30 protein-coding genes and 1 pseudogene are annotated in these 21,678 nt (G+C 70.2%); 20 read left to right on the plus strand and 11 right to left on the minus strand.

The features are described from left to right. Positions 1-147 precede the first annotated feature (147 nt). Complete coding sequence (locus NRK68_RS00705; RefSeq protein WP_257854394.1) at positions 148-987, minus strand: hypothetical protein; 840 nt, start codon at positions 985-987, stop codon at positions 148-150. Positions 988-1,116: 129 nt separating this feature from the next. Here NRK68_RS00705 and NRK68_RS00710 point away from each other — a divergent pair, with 129 nt between their 5' ends. Continuing rightward, on the plus strand, positions 1,117-2,322 hold the full coding sequence (locus tag NRK68_RS00710) for an alpha/beta hydrolase family protein (protein WP_183066190.1): 1,206 nt from the start codon (positions 1,117-1,119) through the stop codon (positions 2,320-2,322). Positions 2,323-2,347: 25 nt separating this feature from the next. Here NRK68_RS00710 and NRK68_RS00715 read toward each other — a convergent pair whose 3' ends face one another. Next, positions 2,348-2,863: a MerR family transcriptional regulator gene (locus NRK68_RS00715; protein ID WP_308296002.1), complete on the minus strand. Its 516-nt coding sequence runs from the start codon at positions 2,861-2,863 to the stop codon at positions 2,348-2,350. 94 nt (positions 2,864-2,957) lie between these two features. On the opposite strand from NRK68_RS00715, the gene NRK68_RS00720 reads away from it, so the two are divergent. After that, complete coding sequence (locus NRK68_RS00720; RefSeq protein ID WP_257854395.1) at positions 2,958-3,785, plus strand: oxidoreductase; 828 nt, start codon at positions 2,958-2,960, stop codon at positions 3,783-3,785. Positions 3,786-3,862: 77 nt separating this feature from the next. Here NRK68_RS00720 and NRK68_RS00725 read toward each other — a convergent pair whose 3' ends face one another. Then, positions 3,863-4,087 carry a DUF6480 family protein gene (locus tag NRK68_RS00725; RefSeq protein WP_257854397.1) on the minus strand — a complete coding sequence of 75 codons (225 nt, stop codon included), beginning with the start codon at positions 4,085-4,087 and terminating at the stop codon, positions 3,863-3,865. A gap of 181 nt (positions 4,088-4,268) precedes the next feature. Here NRK68_RS00725 and NRK68_RS00730 point away from each other — a divergent pair, with 181 nt between their 5' ends. The 3 genes from NRK68_RS00730 (at position 4,269) to NRK68_RS00740 (ending at position 5,341) form a co-directional block, all read left to right on the plus strand. Then, positions 4,269-4,442, plus strand: coding sequence for a CsbD family protein (locus tag NRK68_RS00730; RefSeq protein WP_183066187.1), 174 nt, complete (start codon positions 4,269-4,271; stop codon positions 4,440-4,442). Positions 4,443-4,521: 79 nt separating this feature from the next. Continuing rightward, positions 4,522-4,692, plus strand: a complete 171-nt coding sequence (locus NRK68_RS00735) for a hypothetical protein (protein WP_257854398.1) — start codon at positions 4,522-4,524, stop codon at positions 4,690-4,692. Between the two features lie 64 nt (positions 4,693-4,756). Next, positions 4,757-5,341: a DinB family protein gene (locus NRK68_RS00740; RefSeq protein WP_257854400.1), complete on the plus strand. Its 585-nt coding sequence runs from the start codon at positions 4,757-4,759 to the stop codon at positions 5,339-5,341. Positions 5,342-5,433: 92 nt separating this feature from the next. On the opposite strand, the gene NRK68_RS00745 is transcribed toward NRK68_RS00740, so the two are convergent. Further along, the gene (locus NRK68_RS00745) at positions 5,434-6,648 is read right to left on the minus strand and encodes an IS110 family RNA-guided transposase (RefSeq protein WP_257854401.1); all 1,215 of its coding nucleotides are present in this window, start codon (positions 6,646-6,648) and stop codon (positions 5,434-5,436) included. 518 nt (positions 6,649-7,166) lie between these two features. Between NRK68_RS00745 and NRK68_RS00750 the strand changes: the two genes are divergently transcribed. The 3 genes and pseudogenes from NRK68_RS00750 (at position 7,167) to NRK68_RS00760 (ending at position 9,054) form a co-directional block, all read left to right on the plus strand. Continuing rightward, the gene (locus NRK68_RS00750) at positions 7,167-7,691 is read left to right on the plus strand and encodes an SMI1/KNR4 family protein (protein WP_257854403.1); all 525 of its coding nucleotides are present in this window, start codon (positions 7,167-7,169) and stop codon (positions 7,689-7,691) included. Positions 7,692-7,817: 126 nt separating this feature from the next. Continuing rightward, positions 7,818-8,661 (plus strand): annotated as a pseudogene (locus NRK68_RS00755) (IS5 family transposase). A gap of 159 nt (positions 8,662-8,820) precedes the next feature. Then, positions 8,821-9,054, plus strand: coding sequence for a hypothetical protein (locus tag NRK68_RS00760; protein ID WP_257854406.1), 234 nt, complete (start codon positions 8,821-8,823; stop codon positions 9,052-9,054). Between the two features lie 338 nt (positions 9,055-9,392). On the opposite strand, the gene NRK68_RS00765 is transcribed toward NRK68_RS00760, so the two are convergent. Both NRK68_RS00765 and NRK68_RS00770 read right to left on the minus strand, forming a co-directional pair. After that, a complete protein-coding gene (locus tag NRK68_RS00765; RefSeq protein ID WP_257854408.1) occupies positions 9,393-10,478 on the minus strand; it encodes an SRPBCC family protein in 1,086 nt (361 codons plus the stop codon). Between the two features lie 2 nt (positions 10,479-10,480). After that, positions 10,481-11,518 carry a histone protein gene (locus NRK68_RS00770; RefSeq protein ID WP_183066183.1) on the minus strand — a complete coding sequence of 346 codons (1,038 nt, stop codon included), beginning with the start codon at positions 11,516-11,518 and terminating at the stop codon, positions 10,481-10,483. Between the two features lie 195 nt (positions 11,519-11,713). Between NRK68_RS00770 and NRK68_RS00775 the strand changes: the two genes are divergently transcribed. The 8 genes from NRK68_RS00775 to NRK68_RS00810 all read left to right on the plus strand — a co-directional run bounded on the left by NRK68_RS00775 (position 11,714) and on the right by NRK68_RS00810 (position 15,571). Continuing rightward, entirely contained in the window at positions 11,714-12,088 is a 375-nt protein-coding gene (locus tag NRK68_RS00775) for a gas vesicle protein GvpO (RefSeq protein WP_183066182.1), read from the plus strand. Positions 12,089-12,116: 28 nt separating this feature from the next. Beyond that, complete coding sequence (locus tag NRK68_RS00780; RefSeq protein WP_183066181.1) at positions 12,117-12,575, plus strand: gas vesicle structural protein GvpA; 459 nt, start codon at positions 12,117-12,119, stop codon at positions 12,573-12,575. Between the two features lie 3 nt (positions 12,576-12,578). Further along, positions 12,579-13,295, plus strand: a complete 717-nt coding sequence (locus NRK68_RS00785; RefSeq protein WP_183066180.1) for a GvpL/GvpF family gas vesicle protein — start codon at positions 12,579-12,581, stop codon at positions 13,293-13,295. A gap of 65 nt (positions 13,296-13,360) precedes the next feature. Continuing rightward, on the plus strand, positions 13,361-13,609 hold the full coding sequence (locus NRK68_RS00790; protein WP_183066179.1) for a gas vesicle protein GvpG: 249 nt from the start codon (positions 13,361-13,363) through the stop codon (positions 13,607-13,609). Between the two features lie 22 nt (positions 13,610-13,631). Beyond that, positions 13,632-14,045, plus strand: a complete 414-nt coding sequence (locus tag NRK68_RS00795; protein ID WP_257854414.1) for a gas vesicle protein — start codon at positions 13,632-13,634, stop codon at positions 14,043-14,045. Continuing rightward, positions 14,042-14,893 (plus strand): GvpL/GvpF family gas vesicle protein, encoded by an 852-nt coding sequence (locus tag NRK68_RS00800; RefSeq protein WP_257854417.1) that lies wholly within the window; start codon positions 14,042-14,044, stop codon positions 14,891-14,893. Before NRK68_RS00795 ends, NRK68_RS00800 begins: the two co-directional genes overlap by 4 nt. Then, positions 14,890-15,162, plus strand: a complete 273-nt coding sequence (locus NRK68_RS00805; protein WP_257854419.1) for a gas vesicle protein — start codon at positions 14,890-14,892, stop codon at positions 15,160-15,162. Before NRK68_RS00800 ends, NRK68_RS00805 begins: the two co-directional genes overlap by 4 nt. 70 nt (positions 15,163-15,232) lie before the next feature. Continuing rightward, a complete protein-coding gene (locus NRK68_RS00810) occupies positions 15,233-15,571 on the plus strand; it encodes a gas vesicle protein K (protein WP_183066285.1) in 339 nt (112 codons plus the stop codon). Between the two features lie 69 nt (positions 15,572-15,640). On the opposite strand, the gene NRK68_RS00815 is transcribed toward NRK68_RS00810, so the two are convergent. Continuing rightward, a complete protein-coding gene (locus tag NRK68_RS00815) occupies positions 15,641-15,904 on the minus strand; it encodes a GlsB/YeaQ/YmgE family stress response membrane protein (RefSeq protein ID WP_257854420.1) in 264 nt (87 codons plus the stop codon). 79 nt (positions 15,905-15,983) lie between these two features. On the opposite strand from NRK68_RS00815, the gene NRK68_RS00820 reads away from it, so the two are divergent. Beyond that, a complete protein-coding gene (locus tag NRK68_RS00820; RefSeq protein WP_257854421.1) occupies positions 15,984-16,427 on the plus strand; it encodes a hypothetical protein in 444 nt (147 codons plus the stop codon). Between the two features lie 14 nt (positions 16,428-16,441). Here the strand turns inward: NRK68_RS00820 and NRK68_RS00825 are convergent, their stop codons facing one another. From NRK68_RS00825 to NRK68_RS00835, 3 genes are all read right to left on the minus strand, one after another. Next, on the minus strand, positions 16,442-17,299 hold the full coding sequence (locus NRK68_RS00825) for an SDR family NAD(P)-dependent oxidoreductase (protein ID WP_257854422.1): 858 nt from the start codon (positions 17,297-17,299) through the stop codon (positions 16,442-16,444). A 77-nt stretch (positions 17,300-17,376) separates the two neighbouring features. Continuing rightward, complete coding sequence (locus tag NRK68_RS00830) at positions 17,377-17,625, minus strand: DUF5133 domain-containing protein (RefSeq protein WP_183066174.1); 249 nt, start codon at positions 17,623-17,625, stop codon at positions 17,377-17,379. A gap of 236 nt (positions 17,626-17,861) precedes the next feature. Then, positions 17,862-18,743, minus strand: coding sequence for an SDR family oxidoreductase (locus NRK68_RS00835; RefSeq protein WP_257854425.1), 882 nt, complete (start codon positions 18,741-18,743; stop codon positions 17,862-17,864). Between the two features lie 216 nt (positions 18,744-18,959). Here NRK68_RS00835 and NRK68_RS00840 point away from each other — a divergent pair, with 216 nt between their 5' ends. The 3 genes from NRK68_RS00840 (at position 18,960) to NRK68_RS00850 (ending at position 21,398) form a co-directional block, all read left to right on the plus strand. Beyond that, positions 18,960-19,289 carry a plasmid stabilization protein gene (locus NRK68_RS00840; RefSeq protein ID WP_183066172.1) on the plus strand — a complete coding sequence of 110 codons (330 nt, stop codon included), beginning with the start codon at positions 18,960-18,962 and terminating at the stop codon, positions 19,287-19,289. Positions 19,290-19,351: 62 nt separating this feature from the next. Then, positions 19,352-19,804 carry an SRPBCC family protein gene (locus NRK68_RS00845; protein WP_257854426.1) on the plus strand — a complete coding sequence of 151 codons (453 nt, stop codon included), beginning with the start codon at positions 19,352-19,354 and terminating at the stop codon, positions 19,802-19,804. Further along, entirely contained in the window at positions 19,797-21,398 is a 1,602-nt protein-coding gene (locus NRK68_RS00850; protein ID WP_257854428.1) for a phytoene desaturase family protein, read from the plus strand. Before NRK68_RS00845 ends, NRK68_RS00850 begins: the two co-directional genes overlap by 8 nt. Positions 21,399-21,461: 63 nt before the next feature. On the opposite strand, the gene NRK68_RS00855 is transcribed toward NRK68_RS00850, so the two are convergent. Then, positions 21,462-21,671, minus strand: coding sequence for a hypothetical protein (locus NRK68_RS00855; protein WP_257854429.1), 210 nt, complete (start codon positions 21,669-21,671; stop codon positions 21,462-21,464). Between the last annotated feature and the right edge of the window lie 7 nt (positions 21,672-21,678).

The following is a 21,678-nucleotide window of genomic DNA, read 5'->3' on the forward strand; positions in this document are numbered from 1 at the left end:
CTTCAGGATTTCCAGGAAGCGCTCGCTGCTTCGCGAGATGCCCAGCCGTGTGCCGCCCGGTCCCTGCCCGGGCGGCACACGGCCGCGGAGCCCTCCGGTCCGTCCGGCTCACGCCGCGGTGAGCGCGCGTCGGCGGGAGGGGGGTGGTCAGGACGGCGGGATACGGGACAGGAGCGTGTGGAGCGCGGCGGTGCGGGAGTGCGTGGGATGCAGGTACCGCTCGCAGGCGGCCAGAGCCCGGGCGGCCTCGGCACGGGCTTCCTCGCTGCGGCCGAGGCCGTGCAGTGCGGTGGCCCGGTACAGCTCCAGGTGCCCGACGGCGTGCGGCGGCGGCTCGGGGCGGCCCCGCACCTCCAGCGACTCGGCCAGCGCCTCCTCGTGTCGGCCCAGGCCCGCCAGGCTGCGGACCAGCAGGACGCGGAGAGAGTGCGCGACCTCCCCGTCGTCGGCCCGGGGCAGGTTCGCGCGGGCGATCGTTTCCGGCTCCTCGTACAGGTCCTGCGTGCACAGGGCGTGCCCGAGACAGATCAGGGCGGCCAGTTCGATCTGACGGTACTTGGCGGGATGCGCCCGCCGCGCCAGCACCCGCAGGACGTCCCGGGTTTCCGACTCCGCATCAACCGGCCGCTCGTCGTCGATGAGCACCAACCCGCGGTTCACGCGGGCGGCGAGCAGCAGACCGTGAGGGAGGTCGTTCGTCCGCTCGGCCTCTGCTATCAACTCCTCGACCTCGCCCAGCGACGAGGGGACCCGTCGTCCGTGGGCGCGCGCCGCGACCACGGCGACATGGGTGGCGTACCAGGCGGTGCCCGGTCGGCGGCCCCGGCCCTGCCGGCTCCGCCGGGCCGTTACGAGGGCTCGTGCCCGCGCCTCGGCCTCCTCGAAGCGGCCCTCCCCCATCAGCGCGTAAGCCTCTTCGAGAGCAGCGAAGTGCCACGGGGCCGGGGCTCCGCCCATCCACGCCAACCAGGAGGTCGGCCGGCTCATACGCCTGAGATATGTCATGGCAGTTGACCCTATGCGGCCGCCGCGGAAGCACGACCGGCAGCCGGGGCCGGTGCGGCGTGCGCGCGTCCGGGGGCCCTCGTACCGTGGGGGTGTACTCCGGGAGGCATCGTGGCGTACCGGTTCTGCGAGAACGAACAGTTCGATTTCGAGGTGCTGATGCTCCTCGGGGCGTCCTGGCAGCAGGGTTCCGATCCGGGCGAGGTGCTGGCCACGGCCGCGCGACTGCGCGATGCGGACGGCCCCGCCTGGTTCGCGGGCTGGACGGATCTGGCCCGCCGGGTCCGGTCGGACGGCGAACGGGCGGCCGGGCCCGGGCGGCGGACGAGCGCCCGGAACGCGTGGCTGCGGGCTGCCGGCTACTTCGGGACGGGGCTGGTCGCCGCCGACGCGCTGGGCGACGAGAACCGGCTGCTCGCGGTGTTCCGGGAGCACCGTGAGTGCTTCGACCGGTTCGCGGCGGCGTGGGAGCCGGCCGCGGAGCGGGTGGCGGTGCCGTACGAGGGCACTGCGCTCCCCGGCTACCTCTTCCGGCCGGTCGGGGGCGGCGCGGACGCACCGACGGTGATCGTGAACAACGGCAGCGACGGTCCGGTGAGCACCGCGTGGACGATGCTCGGGGCGCCGGCCGTGGCGCGCGGCTGGAACGCCCTCCTCTTCGACGGGCCGGGGCAGCAGTCGATGCTGTTCGAGCATCGGATGCCGTTCCGCCCGGACTGGGAGAACGTGATCACGCCGGTGGTGGACTTCCTGCTGGCCCGGGACGACATCGCGGCCGGCCGGCTGGTGCTGGCCGGGGTCAGTCAGGCCGGCTACTGGGTGCCCAGGGCCCTCGCCTTCGAGCACCGGATCGTGGCGGGTGTCGCGGACCCGGGTGTGGTGTCCGTCGTGGACAGCTGGTGGAACAACTTCCCGCCGGAGCTCCGCGAGTTGTTCGACTCGGGAGACCGGGACGCGTTCGACGGGGTGATGCGCGCGGGCCTCGCGGAGGACGCGGGTCTCGCCGCCCTCTGGCGGTGGCGGGCCAAGCCGTACGCGATCGACTCCCCCTTCGACCTGCTCACCGAGGTGGCCCGGTACGACCTGACGGGGGTCCTGGGCCGGATCACGGTGCCGCTGCTGGTGACCTCGCCGGAGGGCGAGCACTTCTGGCCCGGCCAGGCACGGCGCCTGTACGAGGCGCTGCCGGGCGAGAAGGCGTTCGTGGAGTTCACGGCGGCGGAGGGCGCGGACATGCACTGCGAGCCCCTGGGCCGGGCCCTGTTCGAGCAGCGGGTGTTCGACTGGCTGGCCGCCCGCCTCGACGCCACGGCCTGACCGCAGCCGGGCGGGCGGCCGCCGCCTACGCCCTGCCGGCCGGCCGCGGCCCCGGCGGCGCGCAATCCGCTGCCGTGGCGTCCTGCGGCGCGCAGTCCGGCACCGTTGCCTCCTGCGGCGCGCAGTCCGGCGCCGTGGCGTCCGTGCGGGACGGGTTCCACAGCCGGTCGGCCTCACCCCGCTCCACGTGGTCCTCGTAGATCCGCACCTTGTGCCGCATCACGCCGAGAGCTTCTCGCAGTTCCCTGATCTGCGCCTCCACGACGGCCTCGTGGCGGCGCAGCAGCTCCAGGCGGTCGGGCTCGTTACCCGGACCCTGCCGGACCAGCTCGATGTACTGCCGGATCATCGCCACCGACATGCCCGAGGAGCGCAGCTTGGTGCAGACCGCCAGCCACTCCACGTCCTCCTCGTGGTAGATCCGGCGGCCGTTGGACAGGCGGCGCACCGGGTTGGCGAACAGGCCCTCCCGCTCGTAGAACCGCAGCGCGTGCACGCTCAGCCCACTGCGCTGCGCCACTTCACCGATGGTCAGGTCCATGAGTGACTCCCGTCACGCCGCTCTTGATCTAGACCGGACTCTAGCTTCTAGCGTTGACGTGACGGCCAGTCGGACGATCGGAATGCGGGAGAACATGAACGTTTGGTTTGTCACCGGTGCATCGCGCGGGCTGGGCGCGGAGATCACACGTGAGGCGCTGGAGCGGGGGCACGGCGTGATCGCCACGGCGCGGGACGCTTCGGCGGTGCTCAAGGCCCACCCGCAGAAGCCGGAGGGGTTGCTGGCCGTGGACGCGGACGTCACCGACGAGGGGCAGCTGGCGGCGGCGGTGGAGGCCGGACTGGCCAGGTTCGGCCGGATCGACACCGTCGTCAACAACGCCGGCTACGGCCTCGTGGGCGCGGTCGAGGAGGTTTCCGACCGCGCTGCCCGGGATCTGTTCGATGTCAACGTGTTCGGCGTACTCAATACGCTCCGGGCGACGCTGCCGACGCTGCGCGCCCAGCGTTCCGGGCACGTCCTGAACATCAGCTCCGTGGGCGGTTTCGCCACCGCTCCGGCGGTGGGCCTGTACGGTGCGTCGAAGTTCGCCCTCGAAGGCATCTCCGAGGCTCTGCACGGTGAGCTCGCCCCTCTCGGGATCCGCGTCACGGTCATCGAACCCGGCGGCTTCCGGACCGACTTCCTGGGCAGCTCCAGCCTCCGGGTCGAGCCGGCCGGCATCGCCGACTACGCCGCCGGTGCGGGGCCGGTGCGCGAGGCGATGAGCACGTTCGACGGTCTCCAGCCGGGCGATCCGGCGAAGGCGGCCCGAGCCATCGTCGACGTCACCGAGACCGACCAGCCGCCGCTGCGCCTGCAGTTGGGCGCGGACGCGGTGGAACGTGTCGAGGCGAAGCTGGATCTGGTACGACGCGAACTCGACCAGTGGCGGCATGTGGCGCTCTCCACCGCGATCTGAGGGACCGTCCACTGCCGTACCCGCTCGTGATCCCCCGGCCTGGGAGGACAGGCCGGACGCGTAGGCGTCGGCTGCGCTCAGAGGTTCAGCATGACGGCGTAGGCCAGGAAGAACAGGGCGCAGGCCAGAGCCACCAGACAGATCACCACGAGGGGGCCCTTGCCCCACCCGCGGGTGAGAGGGCGGTACGGGCCCGCGCCGGAGCCGGTGCTCGACTCGCACGGCGGCGTTTCACCCGGCGGCACCCCGGCGTCGGGCCGGGACGTGTTGCGCGGGTCTCGGTCCGGAACGCTTGCTGACATGTCAGCCTCCCTCGCCTCGAAGGCCGCGCCCGCCCTTCCGGCGGGCCGGCCGGGATGTCCGGCACCTACCCACCACATATCCCGCTATGCCCGGTACGCAATGAATCGAAATTAATACGCATTTTTGTCCCGATATCGGGTAGTAGCCGAGCACCGAACGGTGTCGGAGGTGGTGGGACAGATGGGCGCAGGCAAAAAGATGAAGGACACGGCCAAGACGACCAAGGGAAAGGTGAAGGAAACCACCGGGAAGGTCGTCGGCAACGAGGGGCTGGAGACGAAGGGCCGGCGCGAGCAGATCGCAGGCGATGCCAAGCAGACCGCTCGGAAGGCCAAGGACACACTCAAGCACTGACCCCGTTAGCGGCCTCGGGCGTGGAGATGTATGAGGGCCGGCAGGAGACCTCCTGCCGGCCTTCGGCGAAGGAACGGATATGAGCGCGAGCGAAAAGGCCAAAGCCGGGATCGAGCAGGTCGCGGGCAAGGTCGTGCGGAAAGCCGCCCACGCGATGGGAAAGGAAACCCTGGCGGCCAAGGGCGCAGCCCTGGAGGCCCGGGGTCGGGCCCGTCAGCTCAAGGAGAAGGGCAAGGACACGCTCCCCTGACCAGGGGGGTCGCACCGGATCGGGATCTTGAGAGCACGAGCCGCCCATGGCAGGCTCATGCCGCATGATCGATGAATTCGCGAAGGACCACCTGCACGGGAGACTGCGGCGGGACCGCGAGGCACTGCTGTGGAAACTCGACGGCCTGTCCGAATACGACGCCCGCCGACCTCTGACAGCGACCGGGACCAACCTCCTCGGCCTGGTCAAACACGTAGCCACCGTAGAGGCCAGGTACTTCGGGGAGGTCTTCGACCGCCCTTCTCCGGACCCACTCCCCCGTTGGCAGGACTCCGACGGCAGCGATCTATGGGCGACCGAGGACGAGACCCGCGATCAGATCGTCGCGTTCTACCGGCGCACGTGGGAACACTCGGACGCCACCATCGACGAGCTGCCCCTCGACGCCCCCGGCCACGTTCCGTGGTGGTCGGAGCCTTGCCCCAACACGAACCTGTTCGCCGTCATGGTCCACGTACTCGGCGAAGCCATCCGGCATACCGGGCAGGCCGACATAGTGCGCGAGAGCCTCGACGGCCGGACCGGCCTGCGCGCCGAGCACGAGAAGCAGATCGACGAGGAAGCCCGGGCGGCCCACTCCGCGAGGATCGAGCGGGCCGCCAGGTCAGCCGCCCACCCCACGGCTTGAAGCACATCACGGATGCTCGCGCGGAGGGGCGGGGGGTGTCTCTATGTCCTTCGTCAAGGACGTGGTGCCGGGTATGGGGATGTTTGGGGTGGTCATGCGGCGAGGGTGATGGTGGGGGTTCGGGATTCGTAGAAGGTGCCGTCTCGGAGCATGGCGAACAGGACGCTGATGCGTTGGCGGGCGAGTCGCAGGAGTGCCTGAGTGTGGGTTTTGCCGCGGGCTCGTTGCCGGTCGTAGTAGATGCGGGAGGCCGGGTCGGCGTTCATGCAGGCGAAGGCGGAGAGGAACATCGCGCGTTTGAGCTGCCGGTTTCCGCCTCGTGGCGCGTGTTCGCCGTGGATCGAGGTCCCCGACGATTTCGTGGTGGGGGCGAGGCCGGCGTAGGAGGCGAGGTGGCCGGCGGTGGGAAAGCCGGTGCCGTCGCCGACGGTGACCAGCAGGACGGCCGCGGTCCTGACCCCGACTCCCGGCATCGAGGTCAGGACCGGGCGAAGAGGGTGGGCCTGCAAAAGGGTGCTGATCTGGGCTTCCAGTGCCCGGCGCTGGTCGTGGACCGCGGCGAGCGAGGCGGCCAGTGACGGGATCACGATGTCGAGGGTGCCTGTGCCGGGAACGATGACGGTCTGCTCGTCGAGGGCGTCGAAGACGTCGTCGATCAGCCGGGCCGCCATGCGCGGGGCCTTGGGTCGGATCAGCTCGACGAGCCTGCGTCGGCCGGCCTTGCGCAGTGCAGCCGGGGATCCGTAGCGCTCGAGGAGCCAGGTGACGGCCGGGTGGTCCAGCCGGGGCCCCAGCACACGCTCCAGCGACGGGTGGAACTGGGTCAGCAGGCCGCGTATCCGGTTGCTGGTGCGGGTCGCCTCGGCCGCGAGGTCCTGGTCGAAGCCGGTCAGCACCGTGAGCTCGGCAGTGATCTCGTCGGTCAGCTCCAGCGAACGCAGTGTGTGGGGCATCATCCGGGCCGCGTCCGCGATCACCGCTGCGTCCTTCGCGTCGGTTTTCGCCTCTCCCGGGTAGAGGTCGGCGATCCGCCGCATCGCGAGTCCGGGCAGGTAGGCGACCTCGCAGCCCGCGTCGCGGGCGACGGTCAGGGGCAGGGCGCCGATCGAGGCGGGTTGGTCCACGATCACCAGGACGGTGCCGAACTTGGCCTTGAGCTTGTCGAACACGGCCCGCAGCTTCGGCTCGCTGTTGGGCATCGGCTTGTCGAAGACCTTCTTCCCGGCCGGAGTCAGCCCGTGGCCGTGGTGAGCGGTCTTGCCGACGTCCATCCCGAGGAAGACGCCTATACCTTCGGTGTCTAACATCGCACCCTTCCACAGGTCTTGACCGTGCCGGCCTCGGCGGTGGCACCGTGCTCGCGCATCCACGTTATGCAGACCTGCCGCCCGCGAACTGTCCGGCATTGCACCGGACCGGGCGGTGGCCGGGTCTCTCATCAGCGTCTCCGACGGCACCTGCGGACCCGGCGACACCACCCCCCAGGTCATCCGTTCGACAGAGGGGACACAGTCATACCGGGCCCGGAGGCCAGCGGCCCCATTGCAGGACCGCGAAAAACATAACGGGGGAGGACAGCCCAATCTGTCGGTAGTTCTCAGAGGGCGGTTCGTGAGTCTTTGAGTGGCTCTGCCATCGCCTGATGGTGTGGGTGCGCGGCGGAACCCGCCGGTCCGCAGGCGCTCGCCTGCTGGTGTGATGATGTTCCCAAGACCTACGGGCCTTCGACACTCCAGTGGCATGGCCTCGGACGAGTCGCCGAAGGTGGAGAACCGGTTCCCAAGCGAGGCCACGACTGGCTGGACTACGAAAGATGAGAGAAACCATGACCGCCCTTGAGCGACTTCGACACCTCATGCAGCCGTCGAGTATGGGGACCTTCATCGACTGGGACGACATCGCGGTGGCGTACGGCACCCGATTCCCGTCCGATTACAGGAACTTCCTGTCCGTCTACGGCAGCGGTGAAATCGACGGAATGCTGGCCGTCTTCGCTCCGAGCGTGGATCCTTATGCTCCTTCCCGTCACACCTCAAGGCTTCCGGCGGATGTTCTCGACCTGCCGGAGGTCAACGAGTGGAACGACCCGCTGCACGCCGAGCTCTATGGCCCGGCAGACATCATGGTCTGGGGGGAGACAGCCGAAGCGGACGTACTGGGCTGGATCACGAGCAACCACGAACCCGGCACCTGGCCTGTGGCTGTCTATACGCACGGAGGCGAGTGGACGGTCTACGACTGCACCATGACGGAATTCCTGCTGCAGCTCCTCACTGGAGAATTCGATGGGAACCCGACAGGGCTGACGCGTCTGTACGGAAAGGGTAGCGCGGAGTTCACCACCGGCTGACAGGTCAGGGCACAGGAGTAGGACACTGTCTCCAGAGCTTCTCAGCGGGCGGTTCGTGACTTTTGAGCGACGCTGTCGTCACCTGATGGTGTGGGTGCAGGGCGGAACCCGCCGATCCGCAGGCACTTGTCTGCTGCCTACCCCAGCGACTTATCCCAGGCGCAATGGGCTCTGATCGAGCCGGTGATCACGGCGTGGAAGGACCGGCACCGCTCGGTCAGCGGGCATCAGGGGGGCCTACGCGATGCGGGAGATCGTGAACGCGATCCTCTATCAGGGCCGGACCGGCTGCCAATGGACCTACCTCCCGCACGACCTGCCGCCGAAGAGCGCGACGTACTACTGCTTTGCGGCCTGGCGGGACGACGGAACGGACCAGGTCATCCACGAGCTCCTGCGCTGCCAGGTACGTGAGAAGGCCCGTCGATCAGAGGACCCGACCCTGGTGGTCCTGGACACCCAGAGTATCCACGCTGCCGCGGGGGTCCCCGCCTCCACGACCGGCCGGGATCCGGCGAAGAGGGTCCCGGGCCACAAGCGCGGACTGGCCGTGGACGTGCTCGGCCTGGACATCGCGGTGGTCGTTCTCGCCGCGAGCGCGCACGACAACACCGCGGGCACCGCTTTGCTGGACCAGGTCGCCGAACACACCGGCGGAAGCGTCAACAAGGCCCTGGTCGACCAGGGCTTCAAAAACCAGGTCACCGCGCACGGAGCCGGCCTGGGCATCGACGTCGAGACCGTGCAACGCAATCCGCAGGAGAAGGGGTTCGTTCCGCAGACGAAGCGGTGGAGGGTGGAGCAGACCTACGGGATCCTGATACTGCACCGGCGTCTGGTCCGCGACTACGAACACCGCCCGGCCTCGTCCGCCTCCCGGGCCTACTGGGCCATGACCCACGTCATGGCCCGCCGTCTTACCGGCAAGAACACCCCCACATGGCGCGAACGGCAGACGGTGAGCGCGTGAACCTCCAGCCCCTGCTCGACGCGCTCGACATCCAGGAGAACGCCGTCCGGGGCCTGGCCGACGGCCTCCACACTCGCATCGGCGAACTACAGGCCCGCCTGCGGGAGGCCGCGACCCACCTCGAACACCTCGCGATCACACGGAAAACCATCACCGGTCTTGCCGACCGGCTCCCCGCCGGCCCGCCAGACCTGCCCGAGCACCCGGACTATCCCCGCATCGGGCGTCTTCAACGACGCGACCGGCCCGCTGCGTGCCCGGGACGTCTGCGAAGCTCTGGACCACGAACTGCTGCCGAAGAACATCGAGGGCACCCCGCGCCAAACTGAAACACCTGTCAAGCTCGACATCCTCACCGAAGTCGACACCGGCAGCTTCGCAAGGAAGCAGTAACCGGCCGAGCACCGTGACCAGCAGCCCTGTCCCAGCCTCACCCGGAAACAGACATCAGCACACGAACCGCCCTCTCAGAGCCTCTGAACCCCACGGCCGAGGAATATGGCGCGCAGCAACCGGCGCGCCGCCAGCCGCATGCCCCAGACCGTCGCTCGTGCTCCCCACACGGTGAGGCGCAGGACGATCCGCTGGATGACGGACCGGGGCATCCAACGGTGGAGGGCCCGGCGTCTGCTTCTTCTCTTTCTGAGGCGCCGCAGGCGCCGCCTCCATGGAGACACCATGACCACCTCCTACGAGCTCAGCACCGTGGCCGTGCAAGGACTCCCGAGGCGTCAAGCGGCCTGGCGGACGCGTCGGCGGGGGCGTGAGTCCTCGGGTTCGTCCTCGGGCTCGTCCTCGTACTCGTCGTCGTCGCTCTCGTCGGCCTCTTCCTCTTCCGCCTCTGCCTCGGGCTCGTCGGCGTAGTCGGACTCGTCCTCGTATTCCTCGGGTTCCTCGTCTTCCGCGTAGTCGTCTTCTCCGCCGTCCTGGTCTTCCTCTTCGTACTGCTCTTCGTCGTCCGCGCCCTGCTCTTCCTGTTCTCCTTCTTCCGCTTCCAGGGCCTCTTCGTGGGTCTGCACCACCTCGCCGTCGCGGATCTCCCCGCGCCAGCCCTCCGGTTCCTCCGTGCTCATGGTGACGTAGCGCAGGAAGTGCTTGAGGTCCAGTCGCAGGCGGCGGCCCTGGGCGCGCCACAGGTTTCCGGTCTTCTCGAACAGTCCTGCCGGGTGGTACTCGACCACGACGACGATCCGGGTGAGGGACGGGGCCAGCTCGTGGAAGCTCACACAGCCGCGAGTGGTGCCCTTGGCCCCCTGCGAGCTCCAGACGATGCGGTCATCGGGTATCTGTTCCTGGACGGTCGCCTTCCAACCACGGGTCGACGGGCCGACCTTGACCTTCCAGTCGCTGGTGGTGTCGTCGTTGCGGGAGACGTCGCGTACGCCCTTGGTGAAGCTGCTGAAGTTCTCGTACTGCGTCCAGTGGTCGTACGTCGTGCGCAGGGGCAGTCCGACGTCCATCGCCTCGACGATGTTGACGACGCCGCCGCCTCCTTTACGACCGCGGCCCTTCTTCCCCCCGAAAACCTGCGACGCGGTATCGGTCACCTTGTCCTTCAGGTTTCCCAGGGTCTGGCCGGCCATGGCCTTCAGCGGGGAGTCGCCCTGCAGGAGCCGGGCGCCGATGCCTCCGATGTCGGAGAGCTTGCCGCCGTTGTCGGCCACGTCGTAGAGCTGGTCGGTGAGGTCTCCGAGCTTGTCCGTGGCCTTTCCCGCCAACTGTTCCGCCTGGGCGGTGACGTACTGGGACACCTCGTCGAGCAGTTTGTCCAGTCCGGATGTCGATCGGTTCGCGCTGGGGCGGTCTGCGGGTGCCATGACTACCTCCGCGCCGATTGCTTGCGGGACGCCGTCTTCTTGGCGGTCGTCTTACGTGCCGGACTGCTGCCCGATGCCTTCTTGGCGGCCGTCTTCCGAGGGCTGCTCTGGCCTGCGGACCGTTTCCTCGGTGCGGACGTACTGGTCTTCTTGGCCGCGGGCCTGGCCGACGAGGCGGATGTGGAGGCCTTCTTCCGGGGCGGTGCCGCCTTCGCGGCAGATCCCGAAGACCTGCCACTCGTGGCCTTCTTGGCCGCGGTCTTCTTCGCTGCCGTCTTCTTGGCAGGAGCGGCCTTCTTCGCGGGAGCGGCGGCCTTCTTGGCGGGAGCCGGAGCGGCGGCGGACTTCCTGGACGACGGGGCCTTCTTGGCCGGTGCGGCCTTCTCGCGGGCGCTCGGGCGCTGCTCGGCCCTGCGCGGGCGCGCGGCACCGGACTCCGGAGCACGGCGCCGGGCAGGCCGTCGCGGTGGCGGCGCCGGCTCTTCTTCCTCGTCCTCGTCCTCCTGCTCGTCCTCTTCCGGTCCCTCCTCGACTTCGTCTTCCGGTTGCTCCTCTTCCTCTTCCTCGTCCTCCTCCTCTCCTTCCTCGCCTTCCTCTTCTTCCTCCGGTTCTTCTTCCGCTTCTTCCTCGGGTTCGAGGTAGCCCTCTTCCTCTTCCTCTTCCTCGTCGTAATCGTCCGCCGCGTCCTCATACGGCTCTTCGTCTTCCTCGTCCTCCCGCCGACCGCCGCGCGTCAGTTCGAGCGTGCGCTCGTGCAGGGTGTCCGCGAAGCTGGCGAGCTGGCGGTTGGCCGCAGCGGTCAGGGCCTGCCGGCCGGCGTCGAGGGCTTCGCCCTTCAGCTGGTCGCTCAGGTCGGCGAACTGCGGCATCTCCTTGACCTTGGCGAGGCCTTGCTTCAGCAGTTGCTCCGGCTCGAGGCCGAAGCGACGGCCTGCGACATAGGTCGCCAGGGCGAAGGCCATGCGGCCCTTCTTCGCCCGGCCGAGCACGTAGCCCCCAGCCAGCGCGGCTGCGAGCGCGATCTTGGTTGTGTCTTGCATGATCATCCCCTTTGGCCAGGGGCCGCGGGCCTGTCGGTGACGTGCGCGACAGCGCGGCGGGACGTCCTACTCTCCCGGCCGGCGCGTCGGTCCAGCCTTGGCCGTCCTGACAAGCTCCTGCCCCCCATCCCGGACTTATGCGTAGATTTAGTGACATTCTTGGGGGTGGGAGACCGTCTCCCAGGGGAGTGCTATATGTCCGCATCAGAACCCGCGCGCCCGCGGCGCGTTTCTCCGCGAGCGGCCGACGAAGGTGAGAAGCAGGGCCGGCAGCCGCCGCGGCGCGCCGGCTCCCGCCACCGGTCCGGCGTGCACGGCGCTGCGTCGGCGATGCGGTCGGCGGCCGAGCAACTGGCTCAGCTGCTCGGGCGTCCGCCGGACTCGGTTTCCTCGCTGAAGCCGACCGAGGACGGCTGGGCGGCACAGGTGGAGGTCGTGGAGCTGGAGCGCATCCCGGACACCACCAGCGTCATGGCCAGCTACAAGGTCACGCTGGACGAGGACGGCGAGCTGATCTCCTACGAACGCACCCGCCGCTACACCCGCGGAATGATCGACCGGCCGACCTGAGCGCAGGCCGCCGGGGGAAGGAGGCGCCATGACCATGGTGCCGCAAGGCGGCAGCGCCATCGCCCGTGGGGGCGGGAGCAACAGCAGCAGCCTCTACGACGTACTCGAGCTCATTCTCGACCGCGGACTGGTCATCGACGTGTTCGTCCGCATTTCCGTGGTGGGCATCGAACTCATCAAGATCGACGCGCGCATCGTGGTGGCCAGCGTCGACACCTACCTCCGCTTCGCCGAGGCGTGCAACCGACTCGACCTGGAAGCCGGCCGCAAGGCTCCGGCGCAGCTGCCTGATGTCGTGGGGAAGGTGGTGGAGGGCGGTGCCCGCGGAAAGTCCAAAGGCGCACTGAGCGGTGCCGTCGACGCGGTCACCGACTCCCTGACCGGCAAGTCGTCCCGCAGCGAGGAACCGGAGGAGGAGACAGAGGAAGAGGAAGCTCCCAGGCGCCGACGTCCGGCCCGGCGCCCGGTGCGCCGGGAGAAGGAGTGAGCCATGGCGCTCTACGTGTACTCGATCGCCGCGGAGGACCATCCGCGGGACCTGGACGGTCTGACCGGGGTGGGTTCCAGCCCGTCGCCCTTGCGGTCGGTCACCGCCGGGTCCCTGAGCGCAGTCGTCAGCGACGTCTCCGAGGAGATCCGGCCCAAACGCCGAGACCTGCTGGCCCACCAGGAGGTGCAGGAGCAACTGATGGCCGACGGCCCGATTCTTCCCTTGCAGTTCGGCTACATCGCCGCTGACGACAGCGCGGTCCGGCAGGTACTGGAGACGAACGCCGACGGTTACCTCGACGCCCTCCGGCGACTTGAGGGCTGCGCAGAGTACAACGTGCGGGTCGCCCAGGACGACGAGGAACCGCTGCTGCAGCAGATCCTGCGGGACTTCCCCGAAGCCGCGGAACTCAACGAGCGGATCCGTGCGGGGGACGCCGACCCGCAACTTCCTCTCGCCCTGGGTGAACTGGTCGCTCGCGAGGTAGAAGCACGACAGCAATCGCTTTCCGCCGGACTCGTCCAGGCACTGTTGCCCTTCGCTCGCGACCACGTCACCCACCCGCCGACGGGGAACGACTTCCTCAACCTTTCGCTCCTCGTGCCCGACGAGCAGAAGGAGGACCTGCTGACGGCCCACACGAATCTGAGCCGCGAAATCGGCGGCGGCATCGGCCTCCGCTTCGCCGGCCCTCTGCCCCCGTACAGCTTCGTCTAAGGCCCCACCCGTCCCACCCGCGTGAAGGGACCGGTGCACCACCCAGGTGAAGGGAGGCGAACACCATGGGACTGCTGACCTATCTGCTGACACTTCCCGTCGCGCCGGTGCGCGCCGTCACGTGGGTCGCCGAGCGCGTCGTCGAACAGGCCGAGGAGGAGTATTACGATCCCGCCCCCGTCCGGCGTGAACTCGCGGATCTGGAGCAGATGCTCCTCAACGGGGAAATCGACCAGGAAGAGTTCGAGTTCCGGGAGGACGAGCTGCTCGACAGGCTCGACGAGATCGCAGAATTCCGGCACGGCACGTCGTGACCGGGGAAGCGAGGCCACCACCGTGACTGATCCCCTGCCCGACCGATTCGGCTCCTTCCCCTCACGCGCCCCCGTGCCGTACGGGTCGAATTCTTCGTCGAGCCTGGCCGACATCCTCGAGCGGGTCCTGGACAAGGGCATCGTCATAGCCGGTGACATTCGCATCAACCTGCTCGACATCGAGCTGTTGACCATCAAACTCCGGATTCTGATCGCCTCCGTGGACAAGGCCAAGGAAATGGGAATCGACTGGTGGGAACACGACCCTTCGCTGTCCTCCCGCCACACCGGCAGCCCGCTGGAGCAGGAGAACCGCCGCTTGCGCGCCGAACTGGAGGCTCTGCGGCGGGACCGTACCGGCGAAACCGAGCCCTCGGAACGCGCCGAAGAACACCGTGGTCCGTCCGGCCGCAGGGCTGAGGAGCGTCCCCCGTGAGCACCGAACCGGGACCCCTCACCTACGTCTACGCCGTGGCCCGGCAGACCGAGCGTCTGGCGGACGTCCTCTCCGGCCTCCGTGGCATCGACGCGGCACCCGTCAGTCTGCTGGCCGACACCTCCGACGCCGGTTCCGCCCCGCTCGCCTTCGTCATCAGCCCCGTGGCGCACCGGACCTTCAACGAATCCGCCCTCAAGGCGCACTTCGAAGACCTGCGGTGGCTCGAGCGCGTGGCCCGCGCCCACCACGACGTCGTGCAGGCGGTCGCAGCCGAGGCGACGGTCCTGCCGCTGCGCATGGCGACCGTCTACGAGGACGACACCCGGGCCCGGCAGGCACTCGGCGGACAGCGCCGGTCCTTCACCCGGCGCATGTCCGCCCTGGACGGCCATACCGAGTACGGCGTGAAGATCTACCTACCGCCGCCCGCAGCAGACAAGGCGGCCGAGCTCTCGGGCGGGACGGGGGCGGGTACGCCTCCCACCACGCCGGGCAAGGCGTACCTGCAGCGCCGCAGAGTGCAACGCAACGCCCGCGAGAAGGTCCACGAGCAGGCCCGGCTCGCCGCGACGGCTGTCGAAGCGGTCGCTTCCCGCTTCACCACCCAGCGCGTGCGCCACGCCCCGCAGAGCGGCGCCTTGAGCGGCCCGCAGGAGAACGTGGTCAATGATGCCTACCTGGTCCCCGACGAACGCGCGCGGCGGTTCAGGGCCGACATCGAGGACACCGCTCGGAACTTCCCCGAGGTCCGCATCGAGGTCACCGGACCGTGGGCCCCGTACTCCTTCGCCATGCCACCGGCCGAAGCCGCGGGCCCGGTGGGCAGCGACGAGCGTGCGCCGTGAGCCTCGCGGAGTTCGACGAGCCGCTGCCCGGCCGCCAGGTCGCTCTGGTCGACCTGCTCGACAGGCTGCTGAGCGGCGGCGTGGTCGTCGTCGGCGACATCGTCCTGTCCATCGCGGACATCGACCTGGTCCGCATCTCACTGCGCGCCCTCATCGTGTCCGTCAGGTCCGAAGCGGCTCCCGGCACGGTGCCGGGCGGACAGGACGGACAGAACGAGCAGGACGAGCCCGACGAGCAGGCGCGGGAGGGGGACGGCCGTGACCGCTGAGAACGGCGCGGACCGCGCGCGCCACCCCCGCCCGCCCGGTGAGGGAACGCTCGACGAGGTCGGCGCCACGATGGCGCACGCCTTCCGCCTCGTACAGCCGCCCCCGGCCGCCCGCGAGGAACCCACCGGAGCCGCACACCGTATCCGTGCCGATCGCGAGACCGTCGGGGAAGACCTCCTGAAACTCGTCCTCACCCTCGTCGAACTCCTGCGCCAGCTCATCGAACGGCAGGCACTGCGCCGGGTGGACGCCGGCGACCTGACCGACGAGCAGGAGGAGGAGCTGGGCGCGACCTTGCTCGCCCTCCACGACAGCCTTTCCGATCTCTGTGCCGAACACGGCTACGCACTCGAAGACCTCAACCTCGACCTCGGGCCCCTCGGCCCGCTGCTCCCCCGCGGCGACTAGAGCCCGTCACGGCCGCCCGTCAGCCGTCGGACAGCAGCGGTCCGGGAGCGATCGGTCCGGGTCTCCGGTTCAGTCCCGTGCCCGGGCCACCAGGCGGTACAGGCCGAGGAGGATCAGGGAGCCGACGATGGCGGCGATCCACGTCGACAGCTCGAAGAAGCCGTCGATGGAGTCCACCCCGAAAATGACCTTCCCCAGCCATCCGCCCAGAAGGGCGCCGACTATACCGATCAGTGGTGTGACGATGCAGCCGCCAGGGTCGCGGCCCGGCATCAGGAACTTCGCGATGATCCCGGCGAGCAGCCCCAGCACGATCCAGCTGATGATGCCCATGACATGCCTCTTCTCACATGAATCCTGTGATAGCTGTCTGCCCACGTGCCGCAGCTCAAACCCAAGGAGGCTTGGGGCCATGGAAGACGTCATGGCGACGATCGCCGCGACGCTGTACGAAGCGACGGATTACCGGGGGCGTTCTGTCGCGGTACGGCCCGACGCGGGGAGTGAGGGAGGAGAGGCGATCGTGTACTCGCTCGCCCACCTCGGTCTGGACCGCCTGGGCTCGCTGAGGGCCCCCACCGTGCCGGCCGACCCCGGCTCTCCCTTCAGACAAGAGCTTCGCTGGGTCGTCAACGTCACCGTGTGGCGGGACAGGCCACGGACCGGGGCGCCCCGTGACGACCAGCGCGGCGGCACCTGGCAGGGCTACAGCGCGGACACCGCGGATCTGGGGGTCTGGGCGGGGAGGGCCGCCTACGTGCGCGTCTGGAGGGAGCCGGCGGGCGACCCGGGGCATTCCGCCGTCGCTGCCCCCCAGGCTCCGAAGCCGAGTCCGCCGTTCGTCATCATGGAGTAGCCAATCCCCGCTGGTCAGGCGCGCATGCGGTGCCGGGCGGCCGCCCGCACGACGAGCATCGCCGCAGCCCGGCCGACCCGTCGGCCGGCCGTCCACAGACTGCCCCGACGCACGGCGGCGAGCGGCGGCGCGTGCACCGCATGCAGCGGCCGCGCGTACCGGCCCACGAGCACGCGGCTGCGCGGCCTGACCGCTGTGCGCACGACGGCTCGGGCGACGCACTCGGACGGGCGCGCAGACACCGGCCTCCACGGGGCGCGGCCGGACCGCCTGACCGCAGGACGGACGACGGGGGTGCGGGGACCGCCGGGCAGGACGGTGCAGACGGCGATCCGGTGCTCGCCGACGGACGCCAGCTCCTCCCGGAGCACCTCGTCGAACGTGACGAGTGCGGCCGTGGACATGGCATAGCCGCCCACGAACCGCGCTTCGACGGCCGTACCGAGCAGGGATGCGACGTCGATGACGACGCCCCGGCCCTGCCGCTGCATGATGGGCACCGCGGCGCGAGCGCCGTGCACGGCACCGAGGACATTGACTCCGAGCAACCGCCGGAGGTCCCTCCCGGGAGCCTGTTCGAGCCCTGCCGGGATCCCCATGCCCGCGGCGTTGACCCAGACGTCGATGCCGCCGAACCGGGCCACCGCGGCCATGGCCAGATCCCGGACCGCGCGCTCGTCGGCGACGTCGGTGGGCACGGCGTAGCCCTCACCGCCCCGGCGCCGGCACTCCCGCGCCACCTCGCCCAGCTGAGGGGCGTTGCGGGCGGCCAGCACCACGCGCGCCCCGCGACCCGCGCACTGCAGGGCCGTGGCCCGGCCCACCCCGCTCGAGGCGCCGGTCACCACGACGACAGCATCGCGCAGTCTCACGCCCCGCTTCTTTCCGTGGGCCGCCGACGTATGTGCTCGGGAGCACCGCAATGTGAGCGGAGGTGCTCACGGGGTGCTCATGCCGGCTCCCGGCCTGCGCCTGCGGCGAGTACCGAGTCGTCGAGGGTACCGGTGCCCGGCAGGTGGTGGCGGGCGGCGATCAGGGCGGCGTGCACGTCGGTGGTGCCGGTGGCCACGCACAGTGCGCGCTCGACGGCCTCGATCTCCTTGCGCACGGGGGAGTCGCCCTCCGAGGCGTCGAGCACGGACAGCGCCCAGTAGCGGTCGACGAGACCGGGCAGCACGGCCGGGTGAGCCATCAGCATGGGTGGTTGCCTTTCGCCATGGGATCGATCAAGTGGCCGTCGCCTACCCTGCCGGGCGGTGTTGATTCCCGGTGATGGTGAAGACCTGGTCGAGTCCTACGACGCACCTGAGGGCCGAGGTCGCCGACGACCTTCAGCGCCGGGCCGGACTGCCGGTGACGGTCGGGCGGACGGGCGGACGGGCGGACGGGCGGACGGGCGGACGGGCGTGAGTAGGCGTCAGTCGGCGCGGCCGGTCATCCGTGGCGCTCGTCGGCGCGGCCGCCCGCGCCGAGCAGACCGGTCGCCTCCAGCCGCTGCGTACGTTCCAGACGCGGCAGTTCGGTGCGGGCGACGCACGTGACGACAGCCGGGAGGCAGGCCCGCACCGGTTGCACGGCGCGGAGCCAGGCGGGGACGTAGACCGAGGCCGCACGTCGTTCCGCGGCGGCGGCCAGCCTGTCGGCGACCTGGGCCGCCGGGTACACCTTTCGGGCCGGTGGTGGCATGTGGCCGCGCAGTTCCCGCAGTACGGCGTGGCGGTCGGCGTCACGGATCATGTCGGTGTCGGTCCAGTTGATGTAGGCGATGCCGACGGCGACGCCGCGATGGGCGAGTTCCGCGCGCAGGGCGTGCGCGAAGGACTCGACCCCGGCTTTGGAGGCGCAGTAGGCACTCATGAGCGGCGATGTCCCCATGGCCGCCAGGGAGGCGACCTGCAGGTAGTAGCCGTTCGTGTCGAGGAGGTCGGGCAGGAAGCAGCGGGCCGTGGCCGCACTGCCGATCAGGTTGACCTCGATGACGCGGCGCCAGACCTGCGGGTCCGAGTCGGCGAACGGCCCTCCCTCGGCGATCCCGGCGTTGCCCACGACGACGGAGGCGGGTCCGAGGCGCCCCCGCACCTGTCGGGCGGTGTCGGCCATGGCCGCGTCGTCGGTCACGTCGACCTCCCAGCAGGCCGGTTTGCCGTGCAAGGAGGCGGCCAGCTCCCGCAGGCGCTCTCCTTCGAGGCCCAGCAGGGCCAGCCGCGCGCCCCGGTCGTCGAACGCCCGGGCCAGCGCCGCTCCCAGGCCGCGCGCCGCCCCCGTCACCACCACGGTGCGGCCCTGCAGGGGCCGGTTGTGCGTACGCTTCCTCACTCGCCGGCTCCGTCCGTCGGGGCGTGTCGTCCGGTTCTCCTGCTTCCAGGATGCTCCTGCCGGAAGTCGTGTGCGGACCGGGACCACGTGCGACGGCCCGACGGCAGGCGCGTAGGGAGCCCTCCGGACACCTGGTCCGATTCGCGTGAATATGTGGCCCTATCTGGGTACGCGCACGGTGACCGTGGAATCGCACCGCCGATGAAAGGTTGCGTCATGCCCCGAGGATCCAGCCCCAAGCGCGAACGCCAGTACGAGCACATCAAGGAGTCGGGCGAGAAGCGCGGTATGTCGGAGGAGCGCGCGAAGGAGATGGCCTCCCGGACCGTCAACAAGGAACGCGCTCGTTCGGGAGAGAGCAAAACCGCCAGCCGCAGCTCCACCCAGGGCAAGTCCGCCTCCCAGCGCGGAGGCGAGAAGTCCGGTGGCGGCGGCAGCTCGTCCGGGCCCACCAAGGACGACCTGTACCAGGAGGCGAAGAAGCGCGGCATCGATGGACGCTCGACGATGACCAAGCAGCAGCTCAAGAACGCCCTGGGGCGCTGAGCCGCGGCCAGTGCCGCCGCCGCGGGCGTTCCGTTCGCCGTCGTCGTCGGGAGGAGGCCATCGTGGCCGTCCGTCATCAGCTCATCCACTGTCCCCCGCGCAGGGTGTGGGCCGTGCTCGCCGATCCGAACCTGTACGGGGAATGGGTGGTGGGGCCGTCCGATTCCACACCGCTCGACGACTCCTGGCCCCGGACGGGGGCCCGACTGCGCTACACGCTGCGGCTGGGCCCCTGGTCCGCCGAGGGCACGACGACCGTCCGCCATCAGGAAGTCGGCAAGGAGCTGGAGCTGGAGGCCTCGTTCAAGTCCCTGGGCACGGCGAGGATTTTCCTGCAGCTCAGGCCGTGGGGCGAGGAGACCCTCGTCGTCTGCGACGAGCATCCCTTGCGCGGCCTCGGAGGGACACTGCACAACCCGGTGAGCGAAGCCGCCCTCCAACTCCGGCACCGCGGCATGCTGGCCCGCCTCGCGAAGATCGCGGAGCGGCACCCCGACGAGGTGCACCGTGCCTGACGCGGTGGTGATCGGCGCCGGCCCCAACGGTCTGGTGGCCGCCAACCTGCTGGCCGACGCCGGATGGAGCGTGGAGGTCCTGGAGGCGCAGGAGCAGCCGGGCGGAGCCGTACGCAGCGACCGCGGGGTGCACCCCGACTACGTCTCGGACGTCTTCAGCGCCTTCTATCCGCTCGCCGCCGCCTCCCCGGTCCTCGCCCGCCTGGAGCTTGGCGCCGAGGGCCTGCGCTGGAGCCACGCGCCGTCGGTCCTGGCCCACCCCCTGCCCGACGGCCGGTGTGCGGTGCTGGAGCGCCGGGTGGAGGACACCTGCGCCGGACTGGGGGCGTTCGCCGCGGCCGACGCCGACGCCTGGCAGGGCATGTACCGGACGTGGAGCCTCGTCGGTCCGGATCTGGTCCAGGCCCTGTTCACGCCTTTCCCCCCGGTCCGATCGGGACTCCGGCTGGCTGGGAAACTCCGCGCCTCCGGTGGGCTGAGGCTGGCCCGGAAGCTGGCCCTGCCGGTGCGCCGCCTCGGCGAGGAGGAGTTCGGGGGGGAAGGCGGCCGCCTGCTGCTCGCAGGCAATGCCCTGCACGCCGACCTGGCTCCGGAGGCCGCGGGCAGCGGCGGCTTCGGCTGGCTGATGTCGATGCTCGGCCAGAGCCACGGCTTCCCGGTCCCCGTCGGCGGATCCGGGGCATTGACCGCGGCGCTCGTGAGCCGCCTGCGGCGCCGCGGCGGGGTCCTGCGTTGCGGAGAGCGGGTGGCCTCCGTCGTCGTACGCGGCGGCCGCGCGGTCGGGGTCAGGACCGCGGGCGGGGAGGACGTGCGCGCGCACCGGGCCGTACTGGCCGACACCTCGGCCACCGCCCTGTACCAGGACCTTGTCGGCGAGGAGCACCTGCCGTCCCGCCTGCTGCGGGACCTGGAACGCTTCCAGTGGGACTTCGCCACTTTCAAGGTCGACTGGGCCCTGAGCGGTCCCGTGCCCTGGACGGCGCCGGGAGCGGCTGGTGCGGGGACCGTCCACCTCGCCGACGGCGTCGACGGCCTCACCCGCTTCGCCGCCCAGATCGCCGCGGGGCAGGTGCCCGACGAGCCGTTCACCCTCTTCGGTCAGATGACCACCGCGGATCCGAGCCGCTCGCCGGCCGGTACGGAGTCGGCCTGGGCGTACACGCACCTGCCCCAGCACATCGCCGCCGATGCCGGTCCCGACCGCATCACCGGCCGCTGGGACGTGCGCGAACAGGAAGCCATGGCCGACCGTGTCGAAGCCCAGGTGGAACGCTTCGCACCCGGCTTCCGCCGGCTGGTCCGCGCCCGCCGGATCCTGGCCCCCACCACCCTGCAGGCCATGGACGAGAACCTGCGCAACGGCGCCATCAACAACGGCACCACCGCCCTGCACCAGCAGACCGTCTTCCGCCCCACCCCTGGGACGGGGAGGCCCGAGACGCCCGTCGAAGGTCTGTACCTGGCTTCCGCCGCCGCGCACCCCGGCGGCGGCGTCCACGGCGCGCCGGGCGCGAACGCGGCCCGGGCGGCCCTGCGTTTGCGCGGCGTGGCCCCCCTCCTCCACCGGGCACTCCACCGGGCCCAGCGCGTCTGACGGCCGAGCCGTGCTGTCGCGTGCCGCGCGGGGACGCCCGGTGAGGTGCCGCCGTTCCGGCATCTATTCGGGCATCCCGGCGTCCCCCGTCTTCTCGGCGGCCCGGCGCTGGGCACCGCTGTTGGGCGTCAGCGCGTCTGCGGCCTCGCCTTCGTTCGTGTCGGCGAGTGCCGCTTCGTCCGCCTCCCGGCGGGCCTCCTCATCGCCGCTCTCACCGGGCGCCTGCGACGGAGGGGTGGGGCGCCGGTCCTGCTGCTTCTTCTCGCTCATCATGTGCTCC

Source organism: Streptomyces yangpuensis, assembly GCF_024666385.1.
In the GTDB taxonomy this organism is placed as follows: domain Bacteria; phylum Actinomycetota; class Actinomycetes; order Streptomycetales; family Streptomycetaceae; genus Streptomyces; species Streptomyces yangpuensis.

What these genes read in the sequence shown, in the direction of transcription:
- NRK68_RS00745 (WP_257854401.1), bottom strand. Translation starts at nt 6,648, where the DNA reads ATGTTAGACACCGAAGGTATAGGCGTCTTCCTCGGGATGGACGTCGGC.
- NRK68_RS00740 (WP_257854400.1), top strand. Translation starts at nt 4,757, where the DNA reads ATGATCGATGAATTCGCGAAGGACCACCTGCACGGGAGACTGCGGCGG.
- NRK68_RS00855 (WP_257854429.1), bottom strand. Translation starts at nt 21,671, where the DNA reads ATGATGAGCGAGAAGAAGCAGCAGGACCGGCGCCCCACCCCTCCGTCG.
- NRK68_RS00720 (WP_257854395.1), top strand. Translation starts at nt 2,958, where the DNA reads ATGAACGTTTGGTTTGTCACCGGTGCATCGCGCGGGCTGGGCGCGGAG.
- NRK68_RS00810 (WP_183066285.1), top strand. Translation starts at nt 15,233, where the DNA reads ATGGCGCACGCCTTCCGCCTCGTACAGCCGCCCCCGGCCGCCCGCGAG.
- NRK68_RS00780 (WP_183066181.1), top strand. Translation starts at nt 12,117, where the DNA reads ATGACCATGGTGCCGCAAGGCGGCAGCGCCATCGCCCGTGGGGGCGGG.
- NRK68_RS00750 (WP_257854403.1), top strand. Translation starts at nt 7,167, where the DNA reads ATGACCGCCCTTGAGCGACTTCGACACCTCATGCAGCCGTCGAGTATG.
- NRK68_RS00725 (WP_257854397.1), bottom strand. Translation starts at nt 4,087, where the DNA reads ATGTCAGCAAGCGTTCCGGACCGAGACCCGCGCAACACGTCCCGGCCC.
- NRK68_RS00765 (WP_257854408.1), bottom strand. Translation starts at nt 10,478, where the DNA reads ATGGCACCCGCAGACCGCCCCAGCGCGAACCGATCGACATCCGGACTG.
- NRK68_RS00790 (WP_183066179.1), top strand. Translation starts at nt 13,361, where the DNA reads ATGGGACTGCTGACCTATCTGCTGACACTTCCCGTCGCGCCGGTGCGC.
- NRK68_RS00705 (WP_257854394.1), bottom strand. Translation starts at nt 987, where the DNA reads ATGAGCCGGCCGACCTCCTGGTTGGCGTGGATGGGCGGAGCCCCGGCC.
- NRK68_RS00840 (WP_183066172.1), top strand. Translation starts at nt 18,960, where the DNA reads ATGCCCCGAGGATCCAGCCCCAAGCGCGAACGCCAGTACGAGCACATC.
- NRK68_RS00830 (WP_183066174.1), bottom strand. Translation starts at nt 17,625, where the DNA reads ATGCTGATGGCTCACCCGGCCGTGCTGCCCGGTCTCGTCGACCGCTAC.
- NRK68_RS00715 (WP_308296002.1), bottom strand. Translation starts at nt 2,863, where the DNA reads ATGGACCTGACCATCGGTGAAGTGGCGCAGCGCAGTGGGCTGAGCGTG.
- NRK68_RS00815 (WP_257854420.1), bottom strand. Translation starts at nt 15,904, where the DNA reads ATGGGCATCATCAGCTGGATCGTGCTGGGGCTGCTCGCCGGGATCATC.
- NRK68_RS00770 (WP_183066183.1), bottom strand. Translation starts at nt 11,518, where the DNA reads ATGCAAGACACAACCAAGATCGCGCTCGCAGCCGCGCTGGCTGGGGGC.
- NRK68_RS00775 (WP_183066182.1), top strand. Translation starts at nt 11,714, where the DNA reads ATGTCCGCATCAGAACCCGCGCGCCCGCGGCGCGTTTCTCCGCGAGCG.
- NRK68_RS00785 (WP_183066180.1), top strand. Translation starts at nt 12,579, where the DNA reads ATGGCGCTCTACGTGTACTCGATCGCCGCGGAGGACCATCCGCGGGAC.
- NRK68_RS00820 (WP_257854421.1), top strand. Translation starts at nt 15,984, where the DNA reads ATGGAAGACGTCATGGCGACGATCGCCGCGACGCTGTACGAAGCGACG.
- NRK68_RS00735 (WP_257854398.1), top strand. Translation starts at nt 4,522, where the DNA reads ATGAGCGCGAGCGAAAAGGCCAAAGCCGGGATCGAGCAGGTCGCGGGC.
- NRK68_RS00730 (WP_183066187.1), top strand. Translation starts at nt 4,269, where the DNA reads ATGGGCGCAGGCAAAAAGATGAAGGACACGGCCAAGACGACCAAGGGA.